The sequence below is a fragment of the Phormidesmis sp. 146-33 genome (assembly GCF_052939515.1).
In genome coordinates this window covers 61465-86375 of record NZ_JBJPHU010000001.1, presented here as the reverse complement: position 1 = coordinate 86375, position 24911 = coordinate 61465, and the positions used below count along the sequence as shown (strand labels likewise).

At 49.6% G+C, this 24911-nt stretch carries 28 protein-coding genes; 8 read left to right on the top strand and 20 right to left on the bottom strand.

Translation table 11 applies throughout. From position 1 onward, the window contains the following. Window positions 1-110: 110 nt before the first annotated feature. Both sfsA and ACJ2PR_RS00390 read left to right on the top strand, forming a co-directional pair. Window positions 111-860 (top strand): DNA/RNA nuclease SfsA, encoded by a 750-nt coding sequence (gene sfsA / locus ACJ2PR_RS00395; protein WP_446875513.1) that lies wholly within the window; start codon window positions 111-113, stop codon window positions 858-860. A 239-nt stretch (window positions 861-1099) separates the two neighbouring features. Continuing rightward, complete coding sequence (locus ACJ2PR_RS00390; RefSeq protein ID WP_446858496.1) at window positions 1100-1753, top strand: M23 family metallopeptidase; 654 nt, start codon at window positions 1100-1102, stop codon at window positions 1751-1753. A gap of 260 nt (window positions 1754-2013) precedes the next feature. Here the strand turns inward: ACJ2PR_RS00390 and ftsH are convergent, their stop codons facing one another. From ftsH to rph, 3 genes are all read right to left on the bottom strand, one after another. Then, the gene (ftsH, locus tag ACJ2PR_RS00385; RefSeq protein WP_446875616.1) at window positions 2014-3876 is read right to left on the bottom strand and encodes an ATP-dependent zinc metalloprotease FtsH; all 1863 of its coding nucleotides are present in this window, start codon (window positions 3874-3876) and stop codon (window positions 2014-2016) included. Window positions 3877-4082: 206 nt separating this feature from the next. Next, window positions 4083-4502 (bottom strand): ATP-binding protein, encoded by a 420-nt coding sequence (locus tag ACJ2PR_RS00380; protein ID WP_446858495.1) that lies wholly within the window; start codon window positions 4500-4502, stop codon window positions 4083-4085. Window positions 4503-4644: 142 nt separating this feature from the next. Further along, window positions 4645-5364, bottom strand: coding sequence for a ribonuclease PH (gene rph, locus ACJ2PR_RS00375; RefSeq protein WP_446875512.1), 720 nt, complete (start codon window positions 5362-5364; stop codon window positions 4645-4647). A gap of 160 nt (window positions 5365-5524) precedes the next feature. On the opposite strand from rph, the gene ACJ2PR_RS00370 reads away from it, so the two are divergent. The 4 genes from ACJ2PR_RS00370 (at window position 5525) to ACJ2PR_RS00355 (ending at window position 8732) form a co-directional block, all read left to right on the top strand. Beyond that, window positions 5525-5914, top strand: a complete 390-nt coding sequence (locus ACJ2PR_RS00370) for a DUF3119 family protein (RefSeq protein WP_446858493.1) — start codon at window positions 5525-5527, stop codon at window positions 5912-5914. Window positions 5915-5937: 23 nt separating this feature from the next. Next, the gene (locus ACJ2PR_RS00365; RefSeq protein WP_446875511.1) at window positions 5938-7062 is read left to right on the top strand and encodes a DUF3086 domain-containing protein; all 1125 of its coding nucleotides are present in this window, start codon (window positions 5938-5940) and stop codon (window positions 7060-7062) included. 4 nt (window positions 7063-7066) lie between these two features. After that, the gene (plsY, locus tag ACJ2PR_RS00360) at window positions 7067-7765 is read left to right on the top strand and encodes a glycerol-3-phosphate 1-O-acyltransferase PlsY (protein ID WP_446875510.1); all 699 of its coding nucleotides are present in this window, start codon (window positions 7067-7069) and stop codon (window positions 7763-7765) included. A gap of 91 nt (window positions 7766-7856) precedes the next feature. Continuing rightward, window positions 7857-8732, top strand: coding sequence for an STAS-like domain-containing protein (locus ACJ2PR_RS00355; protein ID WP_446875509.1), 876 nt, complete (start codon window positions 7857-7859; stop codon window positions 8730-8732). A 663-nt stretch (window positions 8733-9395) separates the two neighbouring features. Here the strand turns inward: ACJ2PR_RS00355 and obgE are convergent. From obgE to ACJ2PR_RS00295, 12 genes are all read right to left on the bottom strand, one after another. Then, window positions 9396-10430, bottom strand: coding sequence for a GTPase ObgE (gene obgE, locus ACJ2PR_RS00350; RefSeq protein ID WP_446858489.1), 1035 nt, complete (start codon window positions 10428-10430; stop codon window positions 9396-9398). 130 nt (window positions 10431-10560) lie between these two features. After that, window positions 10561-11520, bottom strand: coding sequence for a DUF6263 family protein (locus ACJ2PR_RS00345; RefSeq protein WP_446875508.1), 960 nt, complete (start codon window positions 11518-11520; stop codon window positions 10561-10563). A 55-nt stretch (window positions 11521-11575) separates the two neighbouring features. Continuing rightward, window positions 11576-12976, bottom strand: coding sequence for an AtzE family amidohydrolase (locus ACJ2PR_RS00340; protein WP_446875507.1), 1401 nt, complete (start codon window positions 12974-12976; stop codon window positions 11576-11578). Next, entirely contained in the window at window positions 12973-13158 is a 186-nt protein-coding gene (locus ACJ2PR_RS00335) for a DUF4089 domain-containing protein (RefSeq protein ID WP_446866189.1), read from the bottom strand. The genes ACJ2PR_RS00340 and ACJ2PR_RS00335 overlap by 4 nt, the downstream gene beginning before the upstream one ends. A 51-nt stretch (window positions 13159-13209) precedes the next feature. Beyond that, on the bottom strand, window positions 13210-13596 hold the full coding sequence (locus ACJ2PR_RS00330; RefSeq protein ID WP_446875506.1) for an allophanate hydrolase-related protein: 387 nt from the start codon (window positions 13594-13596) through the stop codon (window positions 13210-13212). Window positions 13597-13724: 128 nt separating this feature from the next. Continuing rightward, window positions 13725-14168, bottom strand: coding sequence for a type II 3-dehydroquinate dehydratase (gene aroQ, locus ACJ2PR_RS00325; RefSeq protein WP_446858484.1), 444 nt, complete (start codon window positions 14166-14168; stop codon window positions 13725-13727). A gap of 21 nt (window positions 14169-14189) precedes the next feature. Beyond that, window positions 14190-14327: a hypothetical protein gene (locus ACJ2PR_RS00320; protein WP_446858483.1), complete on the bottom strand. Its 138-nt coding sequence runs from the start codon at window positions 14325-14327 to the stop codon at window positions 14190-14192. 181 nt (window positions 14328-14508) lie between these two features. Further along, the gene (locus tag ACJ2PR_RS00315) at window positions 14509-15801 is read right to left on the bottom strand and encodes a competence/damage-inducible protein A (RefSeq protein WP_446875505.1); all 1293 of its coding nucleotides are present in this window, start codon (window positions 15799-15801) and stop codon (window positions 14509-14511) included. Window positions 15802-15980: 179 nt separating this feature from the next. After that, entirely contained in the window at window positions 15981-17024 is a 1044-nt protein-coding gene (locus tag ACJ2PR_RS00310) for a glycosyltransferase family 4 protein (RefSeq protein ID WP_446858481.1), read from the bottom strand. Window positions 17025-17289: 265 nt separating this feature from the next. Next, window positions 17290-18573, bottom strand: a complete 1284-nt coding sequence (gene glyA, locus ACJ2PR_RS00305) for a serine hydroxymethyltransferase (protein ID WP_446875504.1) — start codon at window positions 18571-18573, stop codon at window positions 17290-17292. A gap of 130 nt (window positions 18574-18703) precedes the next feature. Beyond that, a complete protein-coding gene (locus ACJ2PR_RS00300) occupies window positions 18704-18928 on the bottom strand; it encodes a type II toxin-antitoxin system HicB family antitoxin (RefSeq protein WP_446866184.1) in 225 nt (74 codons plus the stop codon). Next, window positions 18925-19314, bottom strand: a complete 390-nt coding sequence (locus ACJ2PR_RS00295; RefSeq protein ID WP_446866183.1) for a type II toxin-antitoxin system HicA family toxin — start codon at window positions 19312-19314, stop codon at window positions 18925-18927. The genes ACJ2PR_RS00300 and ACJ2PR_RS00295 overlap by 4 nt, the downstream gene beginning before the upstream one ends. On the opposite strand from ACJ2PR_RS00295, the gene glmU reads away from it, so the two are divergent. Both glmU and ACJ2PR_RS00285 read left to right on the top strand, forming a co-directional pair. Further along, window positions 19271-20626 (top strand): bifunctional UDP-N-acetylglucosamine diphosphorylase/glucosamine-1-phosphate N-acetyltransferase GlmU, encoded by a 1356-nt coding sequence (gene glmU / locus ACJ2PR_RS00290; protein ID WP_446866182.1) that lies wholly within the window; start codon window positions 19271-19273, stop codon window positions 20624-20626. The genes ACJ2PR_RS00295 and glmU overlap by 44 nt on opposite strands. 46 nt (window positions 20627-20672) lie before the next feature. Further along, entirely contained in the window at window positions 20673-21272 is a 600-nt protein-coding gene (locus tag ACJ2PR_RS00285; RefSeq protein WP_446875503.1) for a Uma2 family endonuclease, read from the top strand. A 317-nt stretch (window positions 21273-21589) separates the two neighbouring features. On the opposite strand, the gene ACJ2PR_RS00280 is transcribed toward ACJ2PR_RS00285, so the two are convergent. The 5 genes from ACJ2PR_RS00280 to ACJ2PR_RS00260 form a co-directional block, all read right to left on the bottom strand. Further along, window positions 21590-22564, bottom strand: a complete 975-nt coding sequence (locus ACJ2PR_RS00280) for a hypothetical protein (RefSeq protein WP_446875502.1) — start codon at window positions 22562-22564, stop codon at window positions 21590-21592. Next, window positions 22561-22968: an Imm30 family immunity protein gene (locus tag ACJ2PR_RS00275; RefSeq protein ID WP_446875501.1), complete on the bottom strand. Its 408-nt coding sequence runs from the start codon at window positions 22966-22968 to the stop codon at window positions 22561-22563. Before ACJ2PR_RS00275 ends, ACJ2PR_RS00280 begins: the two co-directional genes overlap by 4 nt. A gap of 11 nt (window positions 22969-22979) precedes the next feature. After that, entirely contained in the window at window positions 22980-23255 is a 276-nt protein-coding gene (locus ACJ2PR_RS00270) for a hypothetical protein (RefSeq protein ID WP_446875500.1), read from the bottom strand. Between the two features lie 320 nt (window positions 23256-23575). Next, window positions 23576-24526, bottom strand: a complete 951-nt coding sequence (locus tag ACJ2PR_RS00265) for an isoaspartyl peptidase/L-asparaginase (protein WP_446875499.1) — start codon at window positions 24524-24526, stop codon at window positions 23576-23578. A 90-nt stretch (window positions 24527-24616) separates the two neighbouring features. Continuing rightward, the gene (locus ACJ2PR_RS00260) at window positions 24617-24784 is read right to left on the bottom strand and encodes a DUF2256 domain-containing protein (protein WP_446858473.1); all 168 of its coding nucleotides are present in this window, start codon (window positions 24782-24784) and stop codon (window positions 24617-24619) included. Between the last annotated feature and the right edge of the window lie 127 nt (window positions 24785-24911).

Below are 24911 nucleotides of genomic sequence, written 5' to 3'. Positions count from 1 at the left end.
GGCAGCTTGGGGGGCAGAAGCCGTGAACAACGAAGCGGAAAACCTCTCATCGAATTCACGTTAAGCTGCATTCTCGCCTGAAGTCTAGAATCCACACCTCATCCCCTGCAATGCCCGACCTGATTTACAAATATCCCCCTCTCTACCCTGGCATCTTGCTCAAACGCTACAAGCGATTTTTTGCCGACATTGAGTTAGCTTCGGGCGAAGTGATTACCGCCCACTGTCCCAATACCGGCCCAATGACGGGTGTGTGTATTCCTGGTAACCCCGTCCAAGTGTCTCGCAGCGACAACCCCACTCGAAAACTGGCTTATACCTGGGAAACGATCGCCGTCAGCGACAATGGCTCCCCCGTCTGGACAGGCATCAACACCGCCCTCCCCAATCGAGTCATCAAACTGGCGCTAGAGAAATATTTGTTTCCTGAATTGGGAAAGTACAGCACGATCGCCTCCGAAGTCCCCTACGGTCAAGAAAAAAGCCGCATCGATTTCAGGCTCACAGGCGGCGAATTAGAGCGCCCTCTCTACCTCGAAGTCAAAAACACGACCTGGACAAACCAGACGATCGCTTCGAGGGATTTGCAAGGAGTCGCCCTCTTTCCAGACACCGTGACCACCCGTGGACAAAAACACCTGCGAGAACTGGCTGCCCTGCTACCTCAACACCGAGCCGTGATGCTCTACTTTATCAATCGAGGCGATTGTGACCAATTTTCGCCCGGAGACGCAGCCGATCCGCTGTATGGTCAATTATTGCGCGAAGCGATCGCCCTCGGTTTAGAAGTGCTGCCCTGTCGATTTGAGGTAACTACTGAGGGACTTAGCTACCTGGGATTGGCGAAGCTCGTGGTTTAGACGGAGAAAGCGATCGTTCTTAACCGTTCTTATATGAAGATTCTGCAAAGCAACCGTGTTCTAACGAGCATTGAGGGAATGTTGAGTCAGGAAAATTTCCGGCTCACACAGGACTTTTGTGCTTAAATGAGCCTTAGCATTTGTCCAAAGAAATTCTGTCGTTCACAACTCCTACTTCTTGTGCATTTACAGAAATTCACCTGTTTTCTCCTGAAAAATCTATGTCGAGGAGTGAAGGAATGAATCACCTCAAATCGTTGCGGACTCTGGCTAGCTCTACCTTTGCAAAGCGACTGCTCATCATCACACTCGGTATTGCAACCGCGATTACAGTTAGCTTAAGTCAGACTGTCGCAGCCGTAGAGCCAGGATCAACCGAGATCGCAACGGGCACTTGGCAAGGGGCTTCCTTCCCAGTCGAAAACTTTCAGGGCTACACCTCTCCTTTTGGCTATCGTCAATCACCCGATGGCTACTACAATCAGGAATTTCACCGAGGGCTAGATATGGCGGCTCCCGAAGGCAGCTACATTCGCAGTTGGTGGACGGGTCGAGTTGTTGAAGTGTCTGATAATTCCGCTTGTGGCACGTCTATCGTGATCGAGTCGGGCAACTGGGAACACGTCTACTGTCACATGCAAGGTCACGTCGAGAAAGATGGAAACGGGCAATATTTGAGCGATCGCTCCGGTGGTCTGCAAATCTACGAAGGTCAAGCCATCCCCGCAGGTGCCCGAATTGGTCGCGTCGGCATGACAGGTCGCACAACGGGCCCACACCTTCACTGGGGTCTCAAGTATTCCAGACAATGGGTTGACCCTGCCTTGGTGCTGAGAGCCATGTACGCAGAACAATCAGGTGGACGATCGGTGTCTAGTAGACCTGCCAACTAGAGAAACAGAATATTTAGGGTGTTCATTGGGTTATTCAATTCGGGTTAGTCAATTCGATGAAGCTTTTTCCGCTGTGATATTTTGCCCTTGTCCCTCAGTGATAGGAAATTCAGGGGCGGGTTGGATTGATAATCGCAGCGCAAGATTTCACTGAATTCACATTAGACTAAATAATCTCAATAATAAAAGTTCCTCCGTGTCTACCCTAAATCTTGGGCTACGGAGGAACTTTTTCTGAATTTAGCTTTAGTACTGCTCCCTTAAGCGTCTTTAGCAATGGCAACAGAATCTTTGACTCCAGACATCGCTGGCTGTGGAGTTTCGCGGTAGTCTGCCACAATCTTGAGAAACTCTTCACCGTCGATCGTCTCTTGTTCTAGCAGCAGATCGACTAAGCGATCGACCAGAGGACGATTCTCTCTAATAATGCGGCGGGCTTCGGCATGACAGCGGACGGCGATTTCGCGCACCTGGTGATCGATCTGAACGGCGACATCTTCAGAATATTCATTGCGTGGGGTAAAGCCGCGACCCAAAAAGACTTCGTTGTTACCACCGCCTTCGAGGGCGACTAATCCCAGGTCAGACATGCCGTAACGAGTCACCATTTCTCGCGCTAAGTCTGCAATGTAGCGCAAATCGCCGCTGGCTCCAACCGTCACCTCTGACTCGCCAAACACTTCTTCTTCGGCGGCCCGACCTCCCATCGCGATCGTCAGCCGATCCAGCATCCACGCCCGACTATAAAGCCCACTATCAATCATGTCTTCGTCGATCGCAGGTTGAGCAAAGCCGCCAATCCCCCCAGAGCGAGGAATGATGGTGACTTTGTTGAGTCCAGAAGTTTTGAGAACAGTCATCAGTAAGGCGTGACCAACTTCGTGGTAGGCAATCAGGCGCTTTTTCTTGCTGTCGAGCAGCGGCGTTAGGGTCAGACCAATGGTGAGACGGTCGATCGCGTCATCAATTTCGAGCGGAGTGACGGCATCTTTGCGGCGACGGGCCGTGAGAATGGCCGCTTCGTTGAGCAGGTTGGCAAGCTCGGCCCCCGAAAAGCCAGGAGTCCGACGGGCTACGGCTTCTAGAGAAACTTCGGGAGCCAGTTTTTTGTTGCGAGCGTGGACTTCTAAAATTCGCAACCGACCCTTGAAGCTGGGCAGATCGACCGTGACTTGACGATCGAAGCGTCCCGGACGCAGCAGGGCAGAATCTAACACATCAGGTCGGTTGGTCGCAGCAATGATAATGATTCCTGTATTGCCCTCAAAACCGTCCATCTCGGTCAGCAACTGGTTGAGGGTTTGTTCTCGTTCGTCGTTACCGCCGCCAATTCCGGTGCCGCGCTGCCGTCCTACTGCGTCGATTTCATCAATAAAGATGATACAGGGAGCGTTTTCTTTGGCTTTTTTGAACAAGTCACGGACGCGAGAAGCTCCGACACCGACAAACATTTCCACAAATTCAGATCCAGAGATCGAGAAGAAAGGCACGCCAGCCTCACCCGCGATCGCTTTTGCCAGCAGTGTTTTCCCCGTTCCAGGCGGCCCAATCAGCAAAACACCCTTGGGAATCCGCGCACCGACAGCCGTAAAGCGTTCTGGCTTTTTGAGAAAGGTGACGACTTCTTGCAGTTCTTCTTTCGCTTCCTCAATGCCCGCCACGTCATCAAACATCACGCCTGTTTTGGCTTCCATCTGAAACCGAGCGCGAGACTTGCCAAAACTCATCGCTTGCCCTGGGCCACCGGGCGCATTGGTAGACCGTCGCAAAATCAGCAACAGCCCCGCAATCAACAGCACAAACAACAGCAGGTTGGCGACCAGCCCCATGACGACGCTATTATCTGCCGTTGGCTGAGAATCAAAGCTCACCTTGTTTGCCTTGAGCCGTTCAATCAATTCAGGGTTGCGATCGAGCAGCGGCACTTCGATCATTGGCTCATTTTTCTTTTGTTTGTCTAGCTGGACTCTGGCGACCCGTTGCGCTTCGTCTAGTTCGACCTTGGCCACTTCTCCAGCGTCAATTTTTTGTAGCAGTTGGCTATAGGTCAGCGACTCCCGGTTTTGAGCGATCGCCGGATTGCCGATGATGCTCTGTGCCACAATAAAGCCAATCATCACCATGCGCGTGACGGATGAGCTTCTCCGAAGAGGATTCCGACTTGTCACTGCCTTAGTCCGACCTTTCATCATTTCCACTTGCCTTTTGTCTGCTGGAATGCTCTACCAAGTCTAGCTTAACGTTTCTAGTGAGGCGTGAGGGGTGAGGGGTGAGGCGTGAAATGAAGTCACGACTTTTCTTAGATGTAATCAGTTTGTATAGTTTGTAATCAGTTTGTATATTTGACGATCAGTAGACAGTTTCGTTGTCCCTGACGATCGTAGGTGACGCGATCGGCGAGTCGTCGGAGTAGAAACCAGCCATAGCCGCCTTCTCTGAGGGTGCCGGGTTCGGGTTCTTCGAGGTGAGTGGGGTCGAAGGGTTGTCCCCAGTCCCAGATGCGAATTTCGGTGCGATCGTCGTGTTGGGCGACTTCGATTTCGATCGACGTTTCGGAAGACAGCCCACAATGAGCATGACGAACCGCATTCGTGAATCCTTCGGCAAGGGCCAGATTCAACCGATAAAGCTGACTATCACGCCAGGTCAATTGAGAATTATGCTGGTGCCAAAACTGCTCAAACCACCTCTGCACATGATTGAGGACGGTGAGGTCACTGTTAACCGTTAGATGGTCTTGGTAAGACATGCTCAAACTCAATCAAGAATTGTCAAGTAAAGTCATCAAGAACAAAACGGCTGGTTCCTATCTGATAGGTTTTTGCAGAGAGAAACCAGAGATCTATAGCCAAAATTGCAGGAATTCCTAAGTTTGAATCAGGTCAGAAACATTACGGCTGATAGGTCTGACGCTGCAATTCTAGCAAGTCTTGAATCCCCTTCTCAGCGAAGTTCATAATTTGATCTAACTGCGTCCGACTAAAGCTCCCCGACTCGGCGGTGCCTTGCACTTCGATCACGTTAAGCGACTCGTTCATCACCACATTGCAATCCACTTCGGCTGTCACATCTTCGGTGTAGTCCAGGTCAAGAAACGGTTCCCCTTCGAGTAAGCCAACCGAGACGGCAGCCACTTGATGAATAATCGGCGATCGCTCCAGTTCTCCCTGGTTGAGTAGCTGATCGATCGCGTCTTGCAGGGCAACAAATCCGCCTGTAATGGCAGTTGTGCGCGTCCCGGCGTCGGCTTGCAGCACATCGGCATCGATCGTCAGGGTACGTTCTCCCAGGGCTTCCATATCCAAGGTTGAACGCAAACTTCGCCCAATCAAGCGCTGAATTTCTTGAGTCCGACCAGACAGTTTGAGAAACTCTCGTTCCTGACGTTCGGGCGTGGCACCGGGCAACATCCGATATTCTGCTGTCAACCAACCCTGACCTTTGCCCACCAAAAATCGCGGCACCTTGGGCTGAATCGTCACCGTACACAGCACTTGAGTTTCTCCACACTTTGCCAACACCGACCCCGCCGCAAACTTGGTAAACCTGCGCTCAAACAAAACGGGACGCAGTTGATCGGGTCGTCGGCCATCAGGACGCTGCCATGTCATAGAGAAGCCTCAAAAAGTCAGATCTGGAAGAAGATCGAACCTTTATTTCACCCTTTGCCCTTCCCCCTTCGCGCCATCTCCCTATTTTCTTCAGAATTTCTCTGCGATCGCCATTGGTCTTTAGAATAAGTAAAGTGCCGTAAGTAGTGGGAGAAACGCCATGACTGCCTCTTTTGCGTCGGATCAAACCGTCGAGCTGGCTCCGAGCTACAACATTCCGATCGTGCTGGTGTTGGCGGCGATTGCGATTGTGTGGGTTCAGGTCTGGGTAGCGCTGGCGATCGGACTGTTTGGGCTGTTTTTGATGATTCAGGCGGTGACGCTGCGCCTAAAATTTACGCCGACGGATCTCGACATCTTTAGAGGTGATAAGCTGATTCGTCGATTTCCTTATCGAGATTGGCAAAATTGGGAGATTTTTTGGTCTCCCGTCCCGATTCTCTTCTACTTCAAAGAAGTCAACAGTATCCACTTTCTGCCGATTATTTTTGATCCCAAAACCCTTCGCCCTGTTTTAGAGCAACGATTTCCTAAAAATTCTGTTTCCTGACTTTCCCTACTCCCTGGTCTGCTATGAATTCCGATGAGTTTCCGCCCCAAATGCCAGACGATGAAGATTCTGCGATCTCTTCGAGTTACCCGCAAGGGATCGACGCTGCCGAAAATTTACAGCCTTTGCCTGATTTGGGATTGGTGAGCAAGCCAGCCGAGCCGGACGCTTCTCAGGAGACCAACGCACTTCAAACGGCTGAGTTAGAAAGAGAAATTGCGGCGCTGCGATCGACCCGTGACCAACTGCAAGCCCAAATCTCAGAGGCACAGTCTGTTTTGAGCAAGCTGGTTAAAGATGGGCTGAGTGATCTAGAACGCCGTCGCCAAACGTTGCAGGTCTCGGTCGAGCAGCTAGAACGCCGTCAAGAACGGATTCGCAACGAGATGCGGACGACGTTTGCTGGCTCATCTCAAGAAATCGCCATTCGCGTCCAGAGCTTCAAAGACTATCTGGTAGGCAGTTTACAGGATCTTGCCTTAGCCGCAGAACAGTTAGAATTGCAGATTCCAGAAGCGCCCGAACAAGTCGTCCCAACGGTTGAGAAGAAGAGCGATCTCTTCGAGTTACCCGCAAGGGGTCGTTCCTCAACTCCCAAATTTGCTGACCAGAGTTTTCAAGATCAGACGCAAAAGATTCGCAGTTTGATCGATCAGTTTCGCAATCAGCCCGACTACTATGGCCCCGTCTGGAAGCTACGCCGCACCTTTGAGCCGATTCACGCCGAGCGAGTGTCTAACTGGTTTTTGACTCAGGGTGGTCGAGGAGCCGTTCGGACAATGGGTTCGCGGCTACAAAACATTCTGGTGGCTTCAGCAGCGATTTCTATTTTGTACAACCTCTATGGCGATCGCCTTCGTACCTTAATTCTCGCCAACTCTCCAGAGCGATTGGGCGAATGGCGACGTGGGCTACAAGATTGTCTCGGTGTGTCGCGCAGTGATTTTGGCAGCGATCGCGGCCTCACCCTGTTTGAGACTCCCGAACCGTTGGCACTGAAAGCCGATCGCTTAGTCAAAGACGGTCTGCTGCCCTTGATCGTGATCGACGAAACCGAAGAACTGATCAGTCTCGCAATGCTGCAATTTCCAATGTGGATCGCCTTTGCGCCCAGTCCTCAACAGATGCAACAGACCTATCTCTATTGACCCTATGCTTCCCTGGTACATCAACAATGGACTGCTGCTCCTTCTCGCTTATTTGCTGGGTTCGACTCCGACAGGCTACTGGGTCGGGCGAGTTGTCAAAGGCATTGATATTCGGCAAGAAGGATCAGGGTCAACGGGGGCGACAAATGTTTTGCGAACCGTGGGCAAACTTCCGGCAGCCTTTGTTTTACTGGTCGATATTGGCAAGGGAGCGCTGGCGATCACCGCCGTTCACTTTGCCTTCACGCACCTCCCCGGATGGCTGTACTACACCAAGATCGTCGATGTAAATTTCGCCAACTGGCAGCCCTGGATCGTGACGCTGGCGGGACTAATGGCCCTTTTGGGTCACAGCAAATCGGTGTGGCTCAACTTCACAGGTGGCAAGTCAGTCGCAACGAGTTTGGGCGTGTTGTTGGCAATGGATTGGCGAGTTGGGTTGAGTACGCTGGGCGTGTTTGCGTTGAGTTTGGCAATCACTCGAATTGTGTCGATAAGCTCGATCGCAGGTGCCCTGGCGGTTATGGTGATGATGGTTGTGTTGGGTCAGCCGTTAGCTTATGGGTTGTTTGCGATCGCGGGTGGTTTCTATGTCATCTGGCGACATCGCACCAACATTCAACGCCTGTTAGCCGGGACAGAACCTCGATTAGGAGAAAAGATTGCTCAACCCGCAGAAGGCGATGTGGGACTAGAGAATTAAAAACACTCTGCTAGTCGAAAAGTTGACAACACAGAATGTAAGGTTGGCTATAAAGAGAGCAAAGGTTGACACTCAGGAGAAATAAGCGCTAGTGGTAAAGGTTCGTAAGCGCGGTGAACAGATTCGTCAGTTTATCTTGATGAATGTAGAAGATCATCCAGAGGATGTTGCCACTTTAACCTCTCAAGAATTTGGCATTACTAGACAAGCCGTTAACAAACATATTCAACTTTTAGTTAAGCAAAACGCGATCGTGGTTAAAGGTTCTAAGATGCTGAACAATGCCATTGATCACTCATCCGGTACAGAAGTAAGTATTCAAGTCAAGAAAACAGCAGTTGATACTGAAATCATCATCTGTGACGATGGAGAAGGAATTTTTAAGAAGATTCAGAGAGCGTTACACCTCAATGATGAGCGTCATGCAGTACTTGAACTAGCCAAGGGTAAACTGACAACTGACCCAGAGCGGCATAGTGGTCAAGGCATCTTTTTTACATCACGAATGTTTGACGAGTTTAATATCTTCTCTGGCAATGTCTATTTTTCTCACGAATTCAATGAATCAGAAGATTGGATTTTAGAGCGACGTAATCTCATCCCTGGAAGGACCGTTTCCATGAAGCTCAATAACAACACGTCGAGAAGTTCAAAACAAGTATTTGATAACTTCTCATCAGGTGACGATTATGCACTTACAAAAACAGTCGTTCCTGTGCGTCTAGCTCAATATGGAGATGAAAGATTAGTATCACGATCTCAAGCCAAAAGGCTAGTAACAGGAGTTGATAAGTTCAAAGTGGCTATTTTTGATTTCTCTGATGTGGAAGCGATCGGACAAGCATTTGCAGATGAAGTTTTTCGCGTGTTTAAGAGACAACATCCAGAGATGGAGATCATGAGTCTAAACACCAACAAAGAAGTTGCACAAATGATTAGCAGAGCAGAGAGCGCTTCTACGATGTAGCGACCCTATTTACTCATCGTCATTTATCTCAACTAATCAAACATCTCGCTCAACAGCATGGCGCTCGGTGGAATGTTAGATTATGTTATTCAAGGTTTATTGAATTTTTGGCATTGAAGGATGGTGAATTTGCCTCCCAATCCTGCAATTTGAGGGGACTGCCAGACTTTCAATCTCGACGATTTAGACCGGATTCAGCAATGCCAAGTTTTTTAGACCACAGTGAATACACTCCTTAGTCCAGCGGTAACTAACTGGTCATAAGGTTCTGGCTCAACGTCAGACACTTCTGCTAAAACTGACGTGAATTCGATGAAATCTTTCGCTGCGGTTGTGAATCCAGGCAACCCCCTAAATCCCCCACGAGTGAGGGACTTTGAACCCAAGATCTTGTCTGAAAGTCCCCCAAAGTTGGGGGGTTGGGGGGCAGAAGCGCTGAAGAACGAAGCAAAAAAACCTCATCGAATTCACGTTAAAACTGCATCATAGTTTGCTCGGCTACCTCGCTGTGACAATTCCTCTAAATCGCGATCGATTGATGCAGCAATCTTCTCTGCAACTGTTGTTGAGATGAATTGATCAATAGAAATACCATCCCGTTCTGCAAGCTCTTGCAAACTCTTATAGAGAGAGTCGCTCCCGAAAAGGCGATCGCTCCCCTCTCTACCCACCGACCAACACTTCTAACTCAGCTTTTTCTGCGGCTTGAATGGCATCCAATCCTTGCCAAACTTGATTGAGAAGGGTGTCTAAATTGGCGCGGGTGACGGCCGAGATCGTAAAAACTGTAGCTTGAGTCAACTGTTGAAATTCAGTGAGGAGTGCCTGCAAGTCTTCGTCGTCTACTGCGTCAATTTTGTTGAGGGCGAGAATTTGAGGGCGATCGCTTAATCCTCGTCCGTAGGCTTTGAGTTCTTGTTGGATAGTTTGGTAGTCGGCGATCGCCGTTTCAGAAGTCGCGTCTACTAAATGCAAGAGCAACCGAGTTCGCTCAATGTGTCGCAAAAAGTCGTGACCCAAACCTGCGCCCGTGTGCGCCCCTTCAATCAGTCCAGGAATGTCCGCAAATACCGTTCCGTCTCCCGTGGGCTTTCTGACGACACCCAGATTGGGAACCAGCGTCGTGAAGGGATAATCAGCAATTTTGGGACGAGCCGCAGACAGCGCAGAAATGAGCGTCGATTTTCCGGCGTTGGGCAAGCCAATAATGCCAACTTCTGCCAGCAGTTTTAACTCTAGTCTCAAGAAGCGGTTTTCGCCGGGCTGTCCTGGGAAGGCATTTTCGGGGGCGCGGTTGCGGTTGCTCAAAAAACAATGATTGCCCAATCCGCCTCGTCCCCCTTGCGCGATTAGCAGCGTTTCGCCTGGGTTGGTCAAGTCACCGATGATACGATCGCATTCGGCATCATAAATCACGGTGCCACAGGGAACTTCAATCATCAAATCATCGCCCGATGCGCCTGTTTTATTGTTGCTGCCGCCCCGCTGACCATTTTCTGCCTTAAACAAACGGCTATAGCGGAAGTCCAGTAGGGTTTGCAGGTTTGCTTCCGCCTTAAAAATGATCGAACCGCCTCGTCCACCGTTGCCACCCGACGGGCCACCCGCAGGCACATACTTTTCGCGACGAAAGGCGACAATCCCATCGCCTCCATCCCCCGCCTGCACTTGAATTTCTGCCTGATCGATAAATTGCATGACCGCTCTCAATCCCTTTATTTTGATCTTAGCCTGAGCCGCTGGTCAGTTGAACTCAGACAAATTCAGGGAAGGCCCATTATAAGTCAATTAAAGAGATTCTTGGGAAGGACGCAGTTCGTACAGAATGCTATTTTGAGCCGAAGGTCATTTCCATTTGGGTTTCGGTGCCGATCGTCATCGGTTGAGTCGATCGCGGATTGGTGGTTTGCATCTGGGCATTTGAGGTGAGCGAAATACTCGAATCGGTGGGCAGAAGGCGATCGAGCCGAAGCATTGTCTGTCCTTGTCCAGTGGAATTGAGAGATTTGAGCGTCATCTCTACGCCTTTGGGCATTCCAGGAGTCATGAGCTTTTGAGGATTTGCCTGCTGCACCAGGGCAACTTTTAGGGTTGCCACGCCATCTTTTAGACTGACTAGCTCATAGTTTGCGGTCTGGTTGACAGCAACTCCATTTAGAGTCATGGGCATTGCGACTCGCCATTGGGCACCCACTCCTACCGCCACATCCGGCAAGGGGGAAGAAAATTGATCGAGCGACTGAGACATCTGCTCCAACATTTGGCGAGTTCTGCTATCAATCCCCGGTGGAATTACGAAATTGCCTGACTTGGTTTGACCGCGATCGTTAACCACAAATGAGCCACTCAGCCCAACCATCCGCTTCATCTGTTCGCGCAGTTGCTTGATCACCGCAGGCGGCAGAGACGCATTGTCCATCAGATCGACATCGGTGTAGCGAAAGCTGTAGTGAATATCGCCATTGGCATCAACTTTTGTCACCACAGTTTCCATCTTCATCACAGTCGAGGGGAGCTTTGAAGGAATGGAGTTGCCGCCAAACGACATCTTCATGTCCATGTTGAGCGTCATGGTTGCCGTTTCTTTTTGGTTGACGATCGGCTTAAATCGCAAGGGTTGCTGAGGCTGTGCCCCCGGAGTCAACAATTCTATTTTGGGCGGGGTGACGGTAGGCTTCGCAGCTTGGGCGATCGTATTCGGTTTAGCCGACACCGCAGGAATGAAGGGCTTTACGCCAAGCCCGATCGTCAACATCAGCAAGGAACCCACAACGACTGTTTTTTTCATAAAGAGATGAGAAATTAAGTGATTCTAGACTCCCGACTTTGGGAATGGATGGTTTTCATTTTACGGACTGACCCACCACAGGAGCAGAAACAATTCCTTGTGCCTCCAATTCGGAAGCTACCCGCAAAATCAAAGCTTCGTTGTAGGGAGCCGCCACAATCTGCACACCCAACGGTAACTGACCCGATCGCTGAATCGGCACCGAAATGATCGGCAACCCAATAAAAGAAAGCGGTTGAGTAAACATCCCCAAATTGGGACGGGTAAGCACTTTGACGTGATCTAATTCAATGTGTTCCTGTCCGATCAGCGGAGCCGCACAAGGAGTTGTGGGAGCCAGAATAACATCCACATCTTGAAAGAGTTCACGCACGCGATCGCGATACCAACTGCGAAATCGTTGAGCTTGCTGATACCAGGTGCCGGGGACGAGACAGCCGGCCAAAAAGCGATCGCGCGTTGCTTCGTCAAAGTCTTGAGGGCGGCTTTTTAGATCAGCAAAGTGTAAATTTGCCCCTTCACAGGAGGTAATCACAAACGCCGCAGATCTAGCCCGATGTGCTTCTGGAATCGTCACCCGTCGAGTCACACCCAACGCCTGCGCCACTTTTTCGACGGCGGCAAACACTTCAGGCTGGGCACCTCTGGCAAAATAATCGTCCGCAACGGCAATCCTCAATCCGTCTGTTCCCTTCGCCAACTCCGGAGCGCACAAGTCAGGAGGACGCTTTGTGCAAACTGGATCGCTGGGATCTTCTCCTTGCAGCAAATCAAAAACCGTGGCGATGTCACGAACCGATCGCGCAAACGGCCCCAAATGATCAAAGCTGCTAGAAAATAGATACGCGCCCGATCGAGACAGTCGTCCATAAGTCGGCTTCAGACCAAAAATCCCGCACAGAGCAGACGGCACGCGAATCGAGCCATTGGTATCTGATCCCAGGGTAATCGGCACCAAACCAGAAGCGATCGCGGCCGCCGATCCACCCGAAGATCCGCCCGTCATCCGTTCTAAGTTATGAGGATTGTGAGCCGGGCCATAGTGAGAATTTTCGGTAGTGAACCCGTAGGCGTACTCATCCATATTCAAGCCACCGATCAGAATGGCTCCCGCTTGCTTGAGTCGCTCCACCAAAGCGGCATCTTGAGACGCAGGCGGTCTTTCGGCATTAATCTTAGAACCTGCCAGCGTCGTCACTCCAGCAATGTCAAACAAATCCTTGACCGCAAACGGCACACCCGCCAGGATGCCTGGATCTTTTCCATCGGCGATCGCTTCATCCACCCGTTCTGCCTCTTGCAAAGCCGACTCCGCCAAAACTGTGGTGAAACAGTTGTAAAGTTTGTCAAGATTGGCAATGCGAGCCAGCGCTTCAGATACGATCGTTTTTGCAGACACTTGTCGCGATCGCACCAATTCAGAAATTTGAGTTGCGTCCAGATTGGCGTAATTCATGGCTCAAACACCGGAGCAGCTTCCACCGTTTCGGGAAGAGGAAACTCCATCACCAGTTGAGCGATCGTTTGAATTCGTTCAAAGTTGGCGATTACACCCGATCGATAGTCTGGATTAAGGGGCAAACCGACCACGGCTGCCATCAGATCGACATATTCTGCCGAGTTTATCTTGTCTGTCATAACCGTTTCATCACACCACAAACATTAGGCTTGCCATTCGTCCTAATCGTGCTACAAGTCGCGTTCTATATAAGCTCGCCAGCCACCCCATTGAGTGATTTCTTGCTCACCTTCACAAAGAAAGGGTTCGCCCAACACTCCCAGAACCTCCTCCCCATCAGATAACTTGACCTTGCCAATACACAGTCCAGGTGGCTCTGAGATTAGCAGCGTACTCAGTCCACCGACAGGAACCGCCCACACCTCAACCGCAACAGACACGCCTTCCTGAGACACTTTTAGCATTGCGGGATGACGATCGCCGATCGACCAGATTCGATAAGCCGCTTCAGTCGAAGTTTCTCGCACAAAGGCTGCCCCAATTGAGTGCAGGTTTTGGTTGAGTTCTAGCCCTCTCATCAGAGTACCGTTGACTGCCAGATAGACTGTGTTTTCCATCGCACCTTGCAGAAGTAGCTTTCAAAAACAAACTGTAAAAACAAAGAAAGACGCTGCTGCCAACGTCTTTACTTAAAAATCTACTTAAAAAACTAAAATTTCTTGATTGAACAAATTTCTTGATTGAACTACGGAGACTGCTTGAGGTAATTTACCAGGGCATGTAAGCCTAAACGGTAACTTTCGGCACCAAATCCGCTGATCTGACCGATCGCAACAGGAGCAATGTAGGAATGATGACGGAAGGCTTCACGCTTATAAATGTTGCTGAGATGAACCTCAACCGTAGGAAGGTTGACGGCGGCGATCGCATCCCTCAGCCCAATACTCGTGTGCGTGTAGGCACCTGCATTGATCAAGAGACCCTGATGCTGACCGATCGCTTCATGAATCGCATCAATCAAAACGCCTTCGTGGTTCGATTGCAGCACTAGAATGGTCGCTTGCAGGGCTTGAGACTCGCGATCAAGCATTTGATTAATTTGCTCCAGCGTGACTGACCCATAAATTCCTGGCTCTCGTTTGCCCAGAAGATTTAAGTTCGGCCCGTGGAGAACCAAAATATTGTGCAACTGATCTGTCAGAACGGAATATTACCGACGACGCTGGGGATCGTTTACAGGAATCGGGATTGGTTCCATTTCTGGCTGAACTTCTGGCCCTAGCAGCGCTTCAATCAGTCTGCGGGTCATTTCCTTTAACTTTTCCAGCACCTTTTCAATGTAATCCATTGAACTGACAGCTCCTTCGATATCGCTTGGACTTCTTCAGGATTGCCCAAGCTTGACTCAGACAATACTAATACTTTACAGAAATCTAACTAGATCTTAACAGGGGAAAACCGGAAAGCCAAGGGTCATCCCTGTAAATTTTCCGATGCCTACTTCAATCATAACGAATGATCCCCAGAGATCAAGAAGGATCCCTCTCAGGTAAAGGTTCTGTTAACAATTTGCGGCGTAGTTGGTCGAGAGCAGTACAGGCGCTCACTTGTCTTACCCAGTCGCGTCCTCGTGCGCCAAAGCGGTAGGCAAAACTCGTGACTTCGGTTTCGGGGCCGGCCAATCCGATGTAGACCAATCCGACGGGTTTGGTCTCGGTGCCACCATCGGGGCCCGCAATGCCTGTGATGCTAAGTCCCCAGGTGGTATTGAGGCGTGATCGTACCCCTACGGCCATTTGTTCAGCGACCTGATTACTGACGGCTCCAAATTCTGACAGCACCTTGGGATCAACTCCCAACAGGGTTTCTTTAACCGAATTGTCGTAAGAAATAATGCCGCCCCAAAAATAGCTAGAGCTTCCTGAAACGCTTGTCAGCATTTGTCCCAAGCCTCCCCCAGTGCAGGATTCAGCGACGCTAAGAGTCGTTTGGGTGATTTTGAGCAGGTCACCGACGACAGAAGCCAGTGACTCTTGATTAGTGCCGTAGCAGTCCAGTCCGCCGATTTGTAATAGCTGCTGTTCGACGGGTTCGATGATTTGACGAGCGGCTTCTGATGAGGCCGCCCTAGCAGAAACTCGCAGCTTTACTTCTCCAAAATTGGCGTAGGGCGCAACGGTAGGATTGTCTAGCTCAAAGAAGTCAGCGACCTTTTCGGCTAGAGATGATTCGGAGATGCCCAAAAATTTCAGCAGGCGACTGACAATGATTTCCCGCCCCCAGCCCTGAGTTTTGAGAAAGGGAACCGCCGTTTGTTGCCACATTTCCCGCATCTCAACGGGCACTCCCGGAAAGGTCAATAGGGTTAGCTGTGACTCGTCGCGGGTATCTCGAAGACGCACCTGCCAAATCATTCCCGGCGCACTTCCTACTGGGTTGGGCAAAACCTCAGCCCCTTGAGGAAGTAGGGCCTGCTTGCGGTTGTTGTCAGTCATCTCACGCCCGCGTTCTGCAAACTTTTGTTGAATGTCTGCAACGATTTCGGGTCTTTCGACCAGAGGCGTATCAAAAAAACTGGCGATCGTTTCTGTCGTCAAATCATCCGGCGTTGGCCCCAATCCTCCTGTAAAAATCAGAATCTGGGCGCGATCGCTGGCGATCGAAATGGCTTGTTTGAGGCGATCGACGTTATCCCCTACCACGGTCTGATAGTAGTGAGGAATGCCCAACTCAGCCAACTCCTGCGCCAAAAACTGAGCATTCGAGTTGAGAATATCCCCCAGCAGTAGCTCAGTCCCGACACTGATAATTTCTGCACTCATAAGTAAACAGGGATGAGGGATGAAAGGGCCTTGACGTTTGAGTCACGTTCTGACATCTAGTAGAGCAAATCAGATATCTAGCGACTTCTTGAAGCATAGATTAGAAAAGCACTTCTTGATACAACACCAAGAATTCCTTTTCATCCCTCATCCCTCATCCCTCATCTTTCACCCGCCCCTCACCTCGCGGTTCGCCAAACTTGCCAACTCGTGAGACTGAGCAAAACGGTTGCGCCCAGGGCGTAGGTCAAGCCGCTGGGCATTCCTGAAACTGCCAGGGCTAGTGTGCCGACCCATAGTGTTAACGAGTAGATAAACAGAACCGCTAACCGATGAGAAAGTCCGGCTTTAAGTAGACGGTGATGCAGGTGACGCTTGTCAGCAACAAAGGGAGACTTGCCGCGACGAAGACGATCGAGAATCACCGCAGACATATCCAAAATCGGCACCGCCAAAATCACATAGGGCAACAAGACCGCAACCGTGGTGACACTTTTCACCAGTCCAATAATGCCAACGCCCGCCAGCGTGAAGCCAATGAAATAGGCCCCGCCATCCCCCATAAAGATTTGGGCTGGATTGAAGTTGTAGCGCAAAAATCCTAAGCATCCGCCCGCGAGGGCAGCAGCAATCAGCGCAGCAGCAGGCTGTTGCATAAACAGGCAAGTGACCAGCATCACAACCGCCGCAATGCCCGAAACTCCGGCCGCTAACCCATCTAGCCCATCGATCCAATTCATTGCGTTAGCCATTCCGACTAGCCAAATGACGGTAATCGGTAGACTAATCCAATCCGCTAAAGGGAACAGCCCCTCAACCGGGTTCGTCAAAAACTCAATCTGCACCCCGGCTTTCCAGGCGAGACTGGCGACGATCGCTTGCAAAATTAACCGAGTCTTAGGTGACAAATTAAATAGATCGTCTGCGAGTCCGATTAAGAAAAACGCAAGTCCGCCGATCGTCACTCCCCAAACTTCATATTCCTTGCCGGGAGGAAGAACGCCGAAGCCTCCTGTCCACCAGACGACGAGCAAAGCAGCCACCACACCAAAAAAAATCGAAACTCCCCCCAGGCGTACCATTGGGCGCTGATGAACTTTACGACCGTTTGGCAAGTCAACTCGTCCGCTTTGAAGGCCGATTTTTTTAACGATCGGGGTCATCCAGAGGACAACCAGCACAGAAACGAGGAACGCGAGGAGGTGATACAACTGAAAGGGCATCTGAAATCGCAGTAAGGATGGACAGTAGTTGTCAGGCAGAGTCTACTACATTTCAGATGATACTCAGCAAAGAATTATTAAGCGCAATCAATTTGGAAGATTTGTCAAGGATTTCTATTGATAGTGAGTGATGAGTGCCATTGACTAATGTAGAAGCGGTCTGCCTAAAACAAAGGGCACCGATTGATGCCCTTACCTTCTCCTAGAGTGAAACTGGATCTCCGGAGGATCTAACGTGCGATCGCTGAATGCCGAATCGACCGTTCTAAACCATCGCCGGGACGGGAATGGCTAAATGTGGATAGAGCGGGAAGCGATCGCACAAAGCAGCGACTCGTTGCCGACAGGTCTGAGCCACTGAATCGTCTTCGGGAGACAGGAGGCGATCGGCGATGATGTTGGCAATTTCGGTAAACTCGATCGGGCCCATTCCTCTAGTCGTCATCGCAGGAGAGCCGAGGCGCAACCCACTTGTGACAAACGGCGATTCGGGATCAAAGGGAACCGTGTTTTTGTTGGCAGTAATATTCACACCACTTACCAACTGATCTGCGATTTTGCCCGTCATGGCGATCGATCGTAAATCAACCAGCATCAGGTGATTGTCTGTACCGCCAGAGACAATCTTGAATTGACGATTTTGAAGCTGAGTCGCCATCGCCTTCGCATTCTCGATCACCTGACCGGAGTAGGTTTTGAATTCGGGCTTGAGCGCTTCCCCAAAGGCAACCGCTTTTCCAGCAATCACATGCTCTAGCGGGCCGCCTTGAGAGCCAGGAAAGACTGCTTTATCAAGCTGTTTGCCCAGTTCAGCATCGCGAGTCAGAATCAAACCGCCTCTCGGCCCACGTAGAGTTTTGTGAGTCGTCGTCGTGACCACATCACAGAAGGGAATCGGATTGGTATGATGTCCGGTGGCGACCAGTCCAGCAATATGGGCGATGTCTGCCAGCAGGTAAGCCCCGATCTCGTCAGCGATTTCTCTAAACTTGTCAAACTGAATAATTCTGGGATAAGCAGAATAGCCACAAATCAGCAGTTTGGGACGATGCTTGAGCGCCAGATCGCGAATCTGATCGTAATCCAACGCTTCTGTTTCTTGACTCACGCCATAGTGCTGCACGTTGAACCATTTGCCCGACACATTTACGGGAGACCCATGCGTCAGGTGTCCGCCGTGGGACAAGTCCATGCCCATGATCGTGTCACCCGGCTTCAAGAGCGAGAGAAAGACAGCAAAGTTGGCCTGCGCTCCAGAGTGGGGTTGAACGTTAGCGTGAGCAGCTCCAAACAGTTGTTTTGCCCGATCGATAGCCAGTTGTTCGACGCGATCGACAAATTCACAGCCGCCGTAATAGCGCTTTGTGGGCAAGCCTTCGGCGTATTTGTTGGTCAATACCGACCCTTGAGCAGCCATCACCGCCGCCGATGTGAAATTTTCGCTGGCAATCAGTTCGAGGTGATCGCGTTGACGTTGTAGCTCATGCTGGATCATCTCCGCAATGGCTGGGTCAGCTTTCGCCAAAAAGTCTGAGTTAGTCTGAGTCACAGAGCAAAGTCCTAAATGATATGAGTTTGTTGTACAGCGACAGTAGAAGGTCTGCTTCCTGAGTGATCGATTGTAGCGTCGATCGTCAATGACTTGAAATAGCAAAGCGTTAAGTTCAGAGAAAATTCAATCAAGCAATTTGTAGGGTTTGCCCAAAAGTTTTAGGTTCAGGAAGCGGTTCGCCGTTCTGAATTGCAGAGTCGATCAAAAGTTCTAAAACTTCATGAGCATTCTGCATCGCCTCTTGATAGGTGTCACCGTGTGTATGACAGAACTCCCCCCATTCAGGCAGACTGACGACATAACACTCATCTTCATTCGACCACTGGATAATGACGGTGTAGTGAGAATTCATTCGTGACCCTCCTGTTCTCCTTTAATTTCTGCTAATCGGCTTAGTGCGTTGTCTACATCGTCTTCCTGATAACGCTTGGCATCCGCACTATCCCTGCCTGAAAGGGTAAGTTTGCCAGGTAGCAAGGGATGAAACCACTTGGTATGACTTCCTTTACCGGGTTGGTAGTCAAATCCCGCTTGCAGCAATAGACGTTTTAGTTCTCGAATCTTCTTGGGCACGTAGGATTCTATTTCTCTCCAGTTTAGCGCTTTGTAAAGCCTTCTCTGGATGTCACGATCGCAGTACTCCCAATCTCCACAGGCGCGGTATACTCCTCGGAGTAAACAGACAGAGATAGCAATGGTAGCGGTAGCAATTCTGGCGGCGGGGCGGGGAACGCGCATGAAATCGGACTTGCCGAAAGTCCTTCATCAACTGGGGGCGCGATCGCTGGTTGAGCGGGTGTTAGACAATGCCGAACAGATTCATCCCTCACGGCGGCTCGTGATTGTAGGCTACCGGAGCGAATTTGTTCAAGAGTCTCTGAGGGAGCGATCGAGCTTAGAATTTGTCGAGCAGCCTCAACAGTTGGGAACCGGACACGCAATTCAGCAGTTGCTTCCCCATCTAGAAGGCTTTGAGGGCGATTTGTTGGTCTTGAATGGCGATGTGCCTTTGCTGCGACCTCAGACGTTACAACAGTTGCTCAAGACGCATCAAGATCACGGCAACGCTGCAACGATTCTCACGGCTCAAGTTCCTAATCCTAAAGGCTATGGGCGCGTTTTTTGTGACGGCAATAATCTGCTAACCCAAATTGTTGAAGATCGTGATTGTAGTCCGGCCCAAAAGCAAAACCGTCGTGTGAATGCGGGAGTTTATTGTTTTCGCTGGTCAGATTTGTCAGACGTTTTGCCCAAACTGACGACTCGCAATGATCAACAAGAATATTACCTGACCGATGCGGTGAATTATCTCAATCCTGTGATGACCGTCGATGTCGAAGATTATCAAGAGATTTTGGGAATTAACGATCGCAAACAACTCGCCACCGCTTACAGCATTCTGCAAACTCGCATCAAAGATGATTGGATGGCGCAGGGCGTGACGTTAATTGATCCAGACAGCATTACGATCGATGACACAGTACAACTACACCCCGACGTAGTGATCGAGCCGCAAACTCATCTACGCGGCAATAGCATTATTCAAACCAGAAGTCATATTGGGCCGGGAAGTTTAATTGAAAACAGTCATATTGGCGAAAATACAACCGTTCTTTTTTCAGTTGTTCGAGATAGTGTGGTGAAATCAGATTCGACGATCGGCCCCTACGCCCATCTCAAAGGTCATGCAGAAGTTGGTTCTAATTGTCGAATTGGTAACTTTGTTGAATTGAAGAATACGACGATCGGCGATAAGACCAACGTTGCACATTTGTCTTATCTGGGCGATGCCACCATTGGCACAAAAGCAAATATCGGCGGCGGCACCATTACAGCCAACTACGACGGTGTGAAAAAACATCGAACGATGATTGGCGATCGCAGCAAAACAGGCGTGAACAATTCCCTCATTGCACCCTTAACGATTGGAGAAGATGTGACGATCGCCGCAGGCTCCACGATTAGCGAAGATTTGCCGAATGATTGTCTAGCGATCGCACGTGCCCGTCAAGTCGTCAAACTGGGCTGGAGATTGAAGTCAAAAGAGTGAGCGATCGTTAGAATAGATTCAAAGATTCGGCCAAGCTGTATGTCTTATGACTTCACTCATTCAGCCACCAAACCCAGTTGAAGAACAACGAGTCATCTTACCTGGCGTGACCTGGCAGCAATATGAAAACTTACTCACGACGCTAAGCGACCAGACTGGGCTGCGGCTGATCTACCTCGAAGGAACACTGGAGATTTTTATGCCTTCTTCAGAACACGAAATGCTGAAAAAGGTGATTGCCAGACTTTTAGAGCGCTACGCCGAAGAAGTTGACATTCCCCTACACGGCTACGGCTCGACCACGTTTCGACGAGAGGCAAAGGCGCGAGGGCTAGAACCTGACGAATGTTACTGTGTGGAAACACTTAAGGAACTGCCGGATCTTGCGATCGAGGTCAATTTGACCAGTGGAGGCATCGATAAGTTGTTAGTGTACAAAGGGCTGGGCATTCCGGAGGTGTTGATCTGGCAAGATCAGCAGTTGACGCTCTATGATCTCCGTGAAGCTCAATCTAGAGCAGTTGTACGAAGCCAGTTTTTCCCAGACCTTGACTTACAAGTATTGGCACAATACATTCGACCTCAAGAGCAACCTCAAGCGGTTAAAGAATTTTTGGCGGTGGTGCGATCTCCAAAAAGCGAATGAGCCTGAGAGCAGATCACATGCTTCACAAAGATTTTCGATGATCGTCTAGCGATCGCGCGTGCCCGTCAAGTCGTCAAACTAGGATGGAGATTGAAGTCAAAAGAGTGAGCGATCGTTGTGGAGGAGTAGTCCAATCAAGAAGTGGTTCATCGCAAGTTTGCCAAAACTTAGACTTGTAACCTTTGAGACTCAGACATTTTGTAAAAATCGGATGCAGTGATGACCCTGGAACTCGATAAAGCAGACAAAGGGAATGACTTAAGATAGCGTCATGCTTAAAGTGAGCGGACAGATATCATACAAGCAAGCAATTTCACTCAGTTGCTAGTCATATTCCTAATTTCCCAAAAATCTCCTTTATCTTCAGCAATATACTCCTCTCTCGCCTTAAAAATTCGTTTGGGAAGGGGGTTTACTGCGTAGGGGTTGTGAACCAAGACAAGCGGCAACTCAGGACAAGCAAATTCTAAACCAGCGTGAGTTGCTATCAGAGCGCTAACTTCTTTGTAATCAGGATTTAAGAAGCTGTCTGCTGGGACATGGGACTGATTATGATTAATAATATAGGGCCGATAGGATGGTTCTGAGCTAATGGCTTTGGATGTTTCACGGTTTATGACTATCTGGATATGACCAATTGCAAAAGTTGCTTCAATAGCATTAGGGTATTGTGAGATCCCAACAAAGCCATGATGCCCAAGTAAGATTGAGTTGATTGCAATCACGTATATATCTTCTGGTTTGACGATGCCCTTTTCTATATAACCAGGTTGATTGACTCCCTTAATTATCTTTCCGGTGAGCTTCTCTCGCTTTTCTTTGAGCGCTGCTGTCCAACGCAACAAAATTGGCTTTGTTAGCATAGCTAAGTCTAAACAACGTATCTTTCTCGGCTCAGTTGGTAGTGGAGCAAGATAATCCTTAATCTCCTTTGCAACTTCTTGGGCTTCAGCTCCATCTCCTGAAGGTGATGTAAGCTGAGGCGTAATGATTCCAATCCAAATTCTTCTACCGTTATGTTCAACATACAAGTCCGGCCCCTCATCCTTTGATGTAGGGGAAAAGCCTAGTTGGATAAAATGCCACGCAAAGAGCATTTCTGTGTAACGTTGTAGCAATCGATCGCGACAGCCGCTGGTTAATTCTGTAACAAAAGTACTATCTTCAAGTTCATATCTCTGAAAGGTTTCCCACAGTTGGTAAGCGAAGTTTTTAAGAACCTCGTCAGTAGAAAATGGATCTTTATGTTCAATAAACTTCTTTACTCTTGCGGTATCAATTAAGTTTTTCATGATGGATTTCTTGACAGCACTAGATTGAGAGCATCACTGTTTGAGCCTTGGACACTCATCGATCGCACCTTCTCCTCAAAAATCGATCGCGCAATTGCATCATTCATAATCCGAGAATGCAAAATGGTTGTCCATTCCGGTGCTCGTTTAACTAAATCAGGCAGGACTTGAATAAATGCCTGCAACTGCACTTGCACATCAAATGACTCCAAAAAATGAACTAACCCAAACATCACTTCGGGTTGCTGAGAGGCATCATCCAAAATTAGATGCAGGCTGGGCAAGTTCGCAGAGTCAGGATTTTGGGCAAGTTTTACCAGAGTTTGTTCAAAGGCGGCAACTTCATCGGGCGATCGCAGCAAATGATTTGCTTCCAAGATCTCAATTAATGAATTTTGACTCATACAGTATGCTCCTACTTTTCAAAGACTCCAGTCCAAGCTAATTCATTCATTTGAATGACTGCTTGGAAGCTGCTTCTAATCTTTCCTGTATAAATTCCTTGACGCTGATAGAGCGATCGTAAATCTTGAATCTCTCTAGCAAGAACCTCTCTGGGTAGAAGACTTAAATCTGGAGATTGCCCATAGGAAAGCGTTTGTCTATGACGGCCTCCTGCACCCGGTATGGGATGCTCCATCATGATAGCAATTCCCAAGTTGCGCCTATAGTCCGGCACCCTAGCTGTCATGTATGCATGGGATGGAACATGATGCGGAGTCAAATTATCGCCTCTGCGTCCAAGTTTTAGCAACTCTCCATACCGCCCTACCGTTCCTTCGCCTTCTAGTAGCTGAGAAATACCCTTTCCTCCAATACACTGTTGGTTTTATCTCAAGCGCAGTCTTGCAGTTTTGGCATGAGAATGGGTTAAATTTTGCTGATGCGCTTCACTTGGTACAAAGTCAGCAATGTTGTGCAATATACACATACGACGATCGTTTCGTAAAGAGAGCCAAAGGACTGAGTGAGTGTGAAGTCCAGCAGCCCTAACAACTTTTCAACTTGGTTTTATACAGAGAGAACGCCCATTTCCTCGGACATCTCTAGGGTGTCGCCCAGCTTTTCGCCTGTGTGGTAGGCCGCAAGAAGAACTTCGCTGGTTTTGCCCCATGCGATCGCGCCCTCTGCATCTAGCCCGATCGCGCCCAAATCTCGTTTGTTGGTATGAGCTTCTTTGATCGATCGATCAAACGCACCTAATAGCGACAAGCCATCTGCAACGCGAATCACAATTTTGGCCGCCAAACATTCATCAATGATGTCTTCGCCAATTCCTGTACAGCTCACGCCCGCCTTGACCGTGGCATAGTTTCCGGCTGGCATGGCCGAATCGCTGACCCGTCCAATCCGCTCAAAGCCTTTGCCTCCCGTGGATGTGCCTGCTGCAATGTTGCCCTGACCGTCTAAAACGACGACCCCGATCGTTCCTCTTCCGGCCTCGCTGACTAATTCCTGTTCTGCGACAACTCCCGCCATTGCTTTGTTAAAATTGCCCTCACGCTCCAGCATCCATTCTTTGAGACGCAACTCGGTCATCGGGTCGTAGAGCGGCAGTTGCAATTCGCGTAGTAATTCTGCTGAACCAAAGTCAGAGAGAATGCGATCGTCCGAGGTTTGCAAAAATTGGGCAAGCTCGATCGGGTTCTTGACGCGCGAAGTATTGATCACACCGCTAAATCGCTGAGTCGTCCCATCCATCAGAGCAGCACTCATGCGAATCTGACCATCAGACTGCAAAACCGAACCCGTTCCCGCATTAAATCGGGGATCATCTTCCAAAAGCTGACAGCCATGTACGACTGCGGTTTGAGCCGTTGCCCCATCTTTGAGCAGCGCGTAAACGTCCTCGACAACTTTGTAGAGCGATCGTCGTACCGCATCTGCGCCTCCCTTCCCCTTAAGCGAACTGCCAGCCCCACCGTGAATAATGAGCTTGGGTTGGATGCGATTTGCAGTCATGAATTAAAGCCTCAAGAGAATGATCAAACGATCGCTGGGTGGATCAACAGTTCATTATCTCTGATGGTGGATCAACTCAACGTTCGCCAATCACGAATCGTTTGCTTCTTTTGCCTGAGATTTGCGACGACGACAACGTTCTGAGCAGTACTTTACATCGTCCCAGCAGTCTTCCCACTTTTTGCGCCAGGTGAAAGGCAGCCCACAAACGGGACAAATTTTAGTCGGCAAATCGGACTTTGAGCGGGCACGAGGCATGGTGACCAAGGTATTGAGCCATGTTACTGGATTCCTCTAGCTTAAACGCTGTAGCAAATTCTTCATAAAAAAATCTCCCCTGCCTCTTAGCTGAGACAAGGAAGAAAAGTTTTGCTGCGAAGCTTCA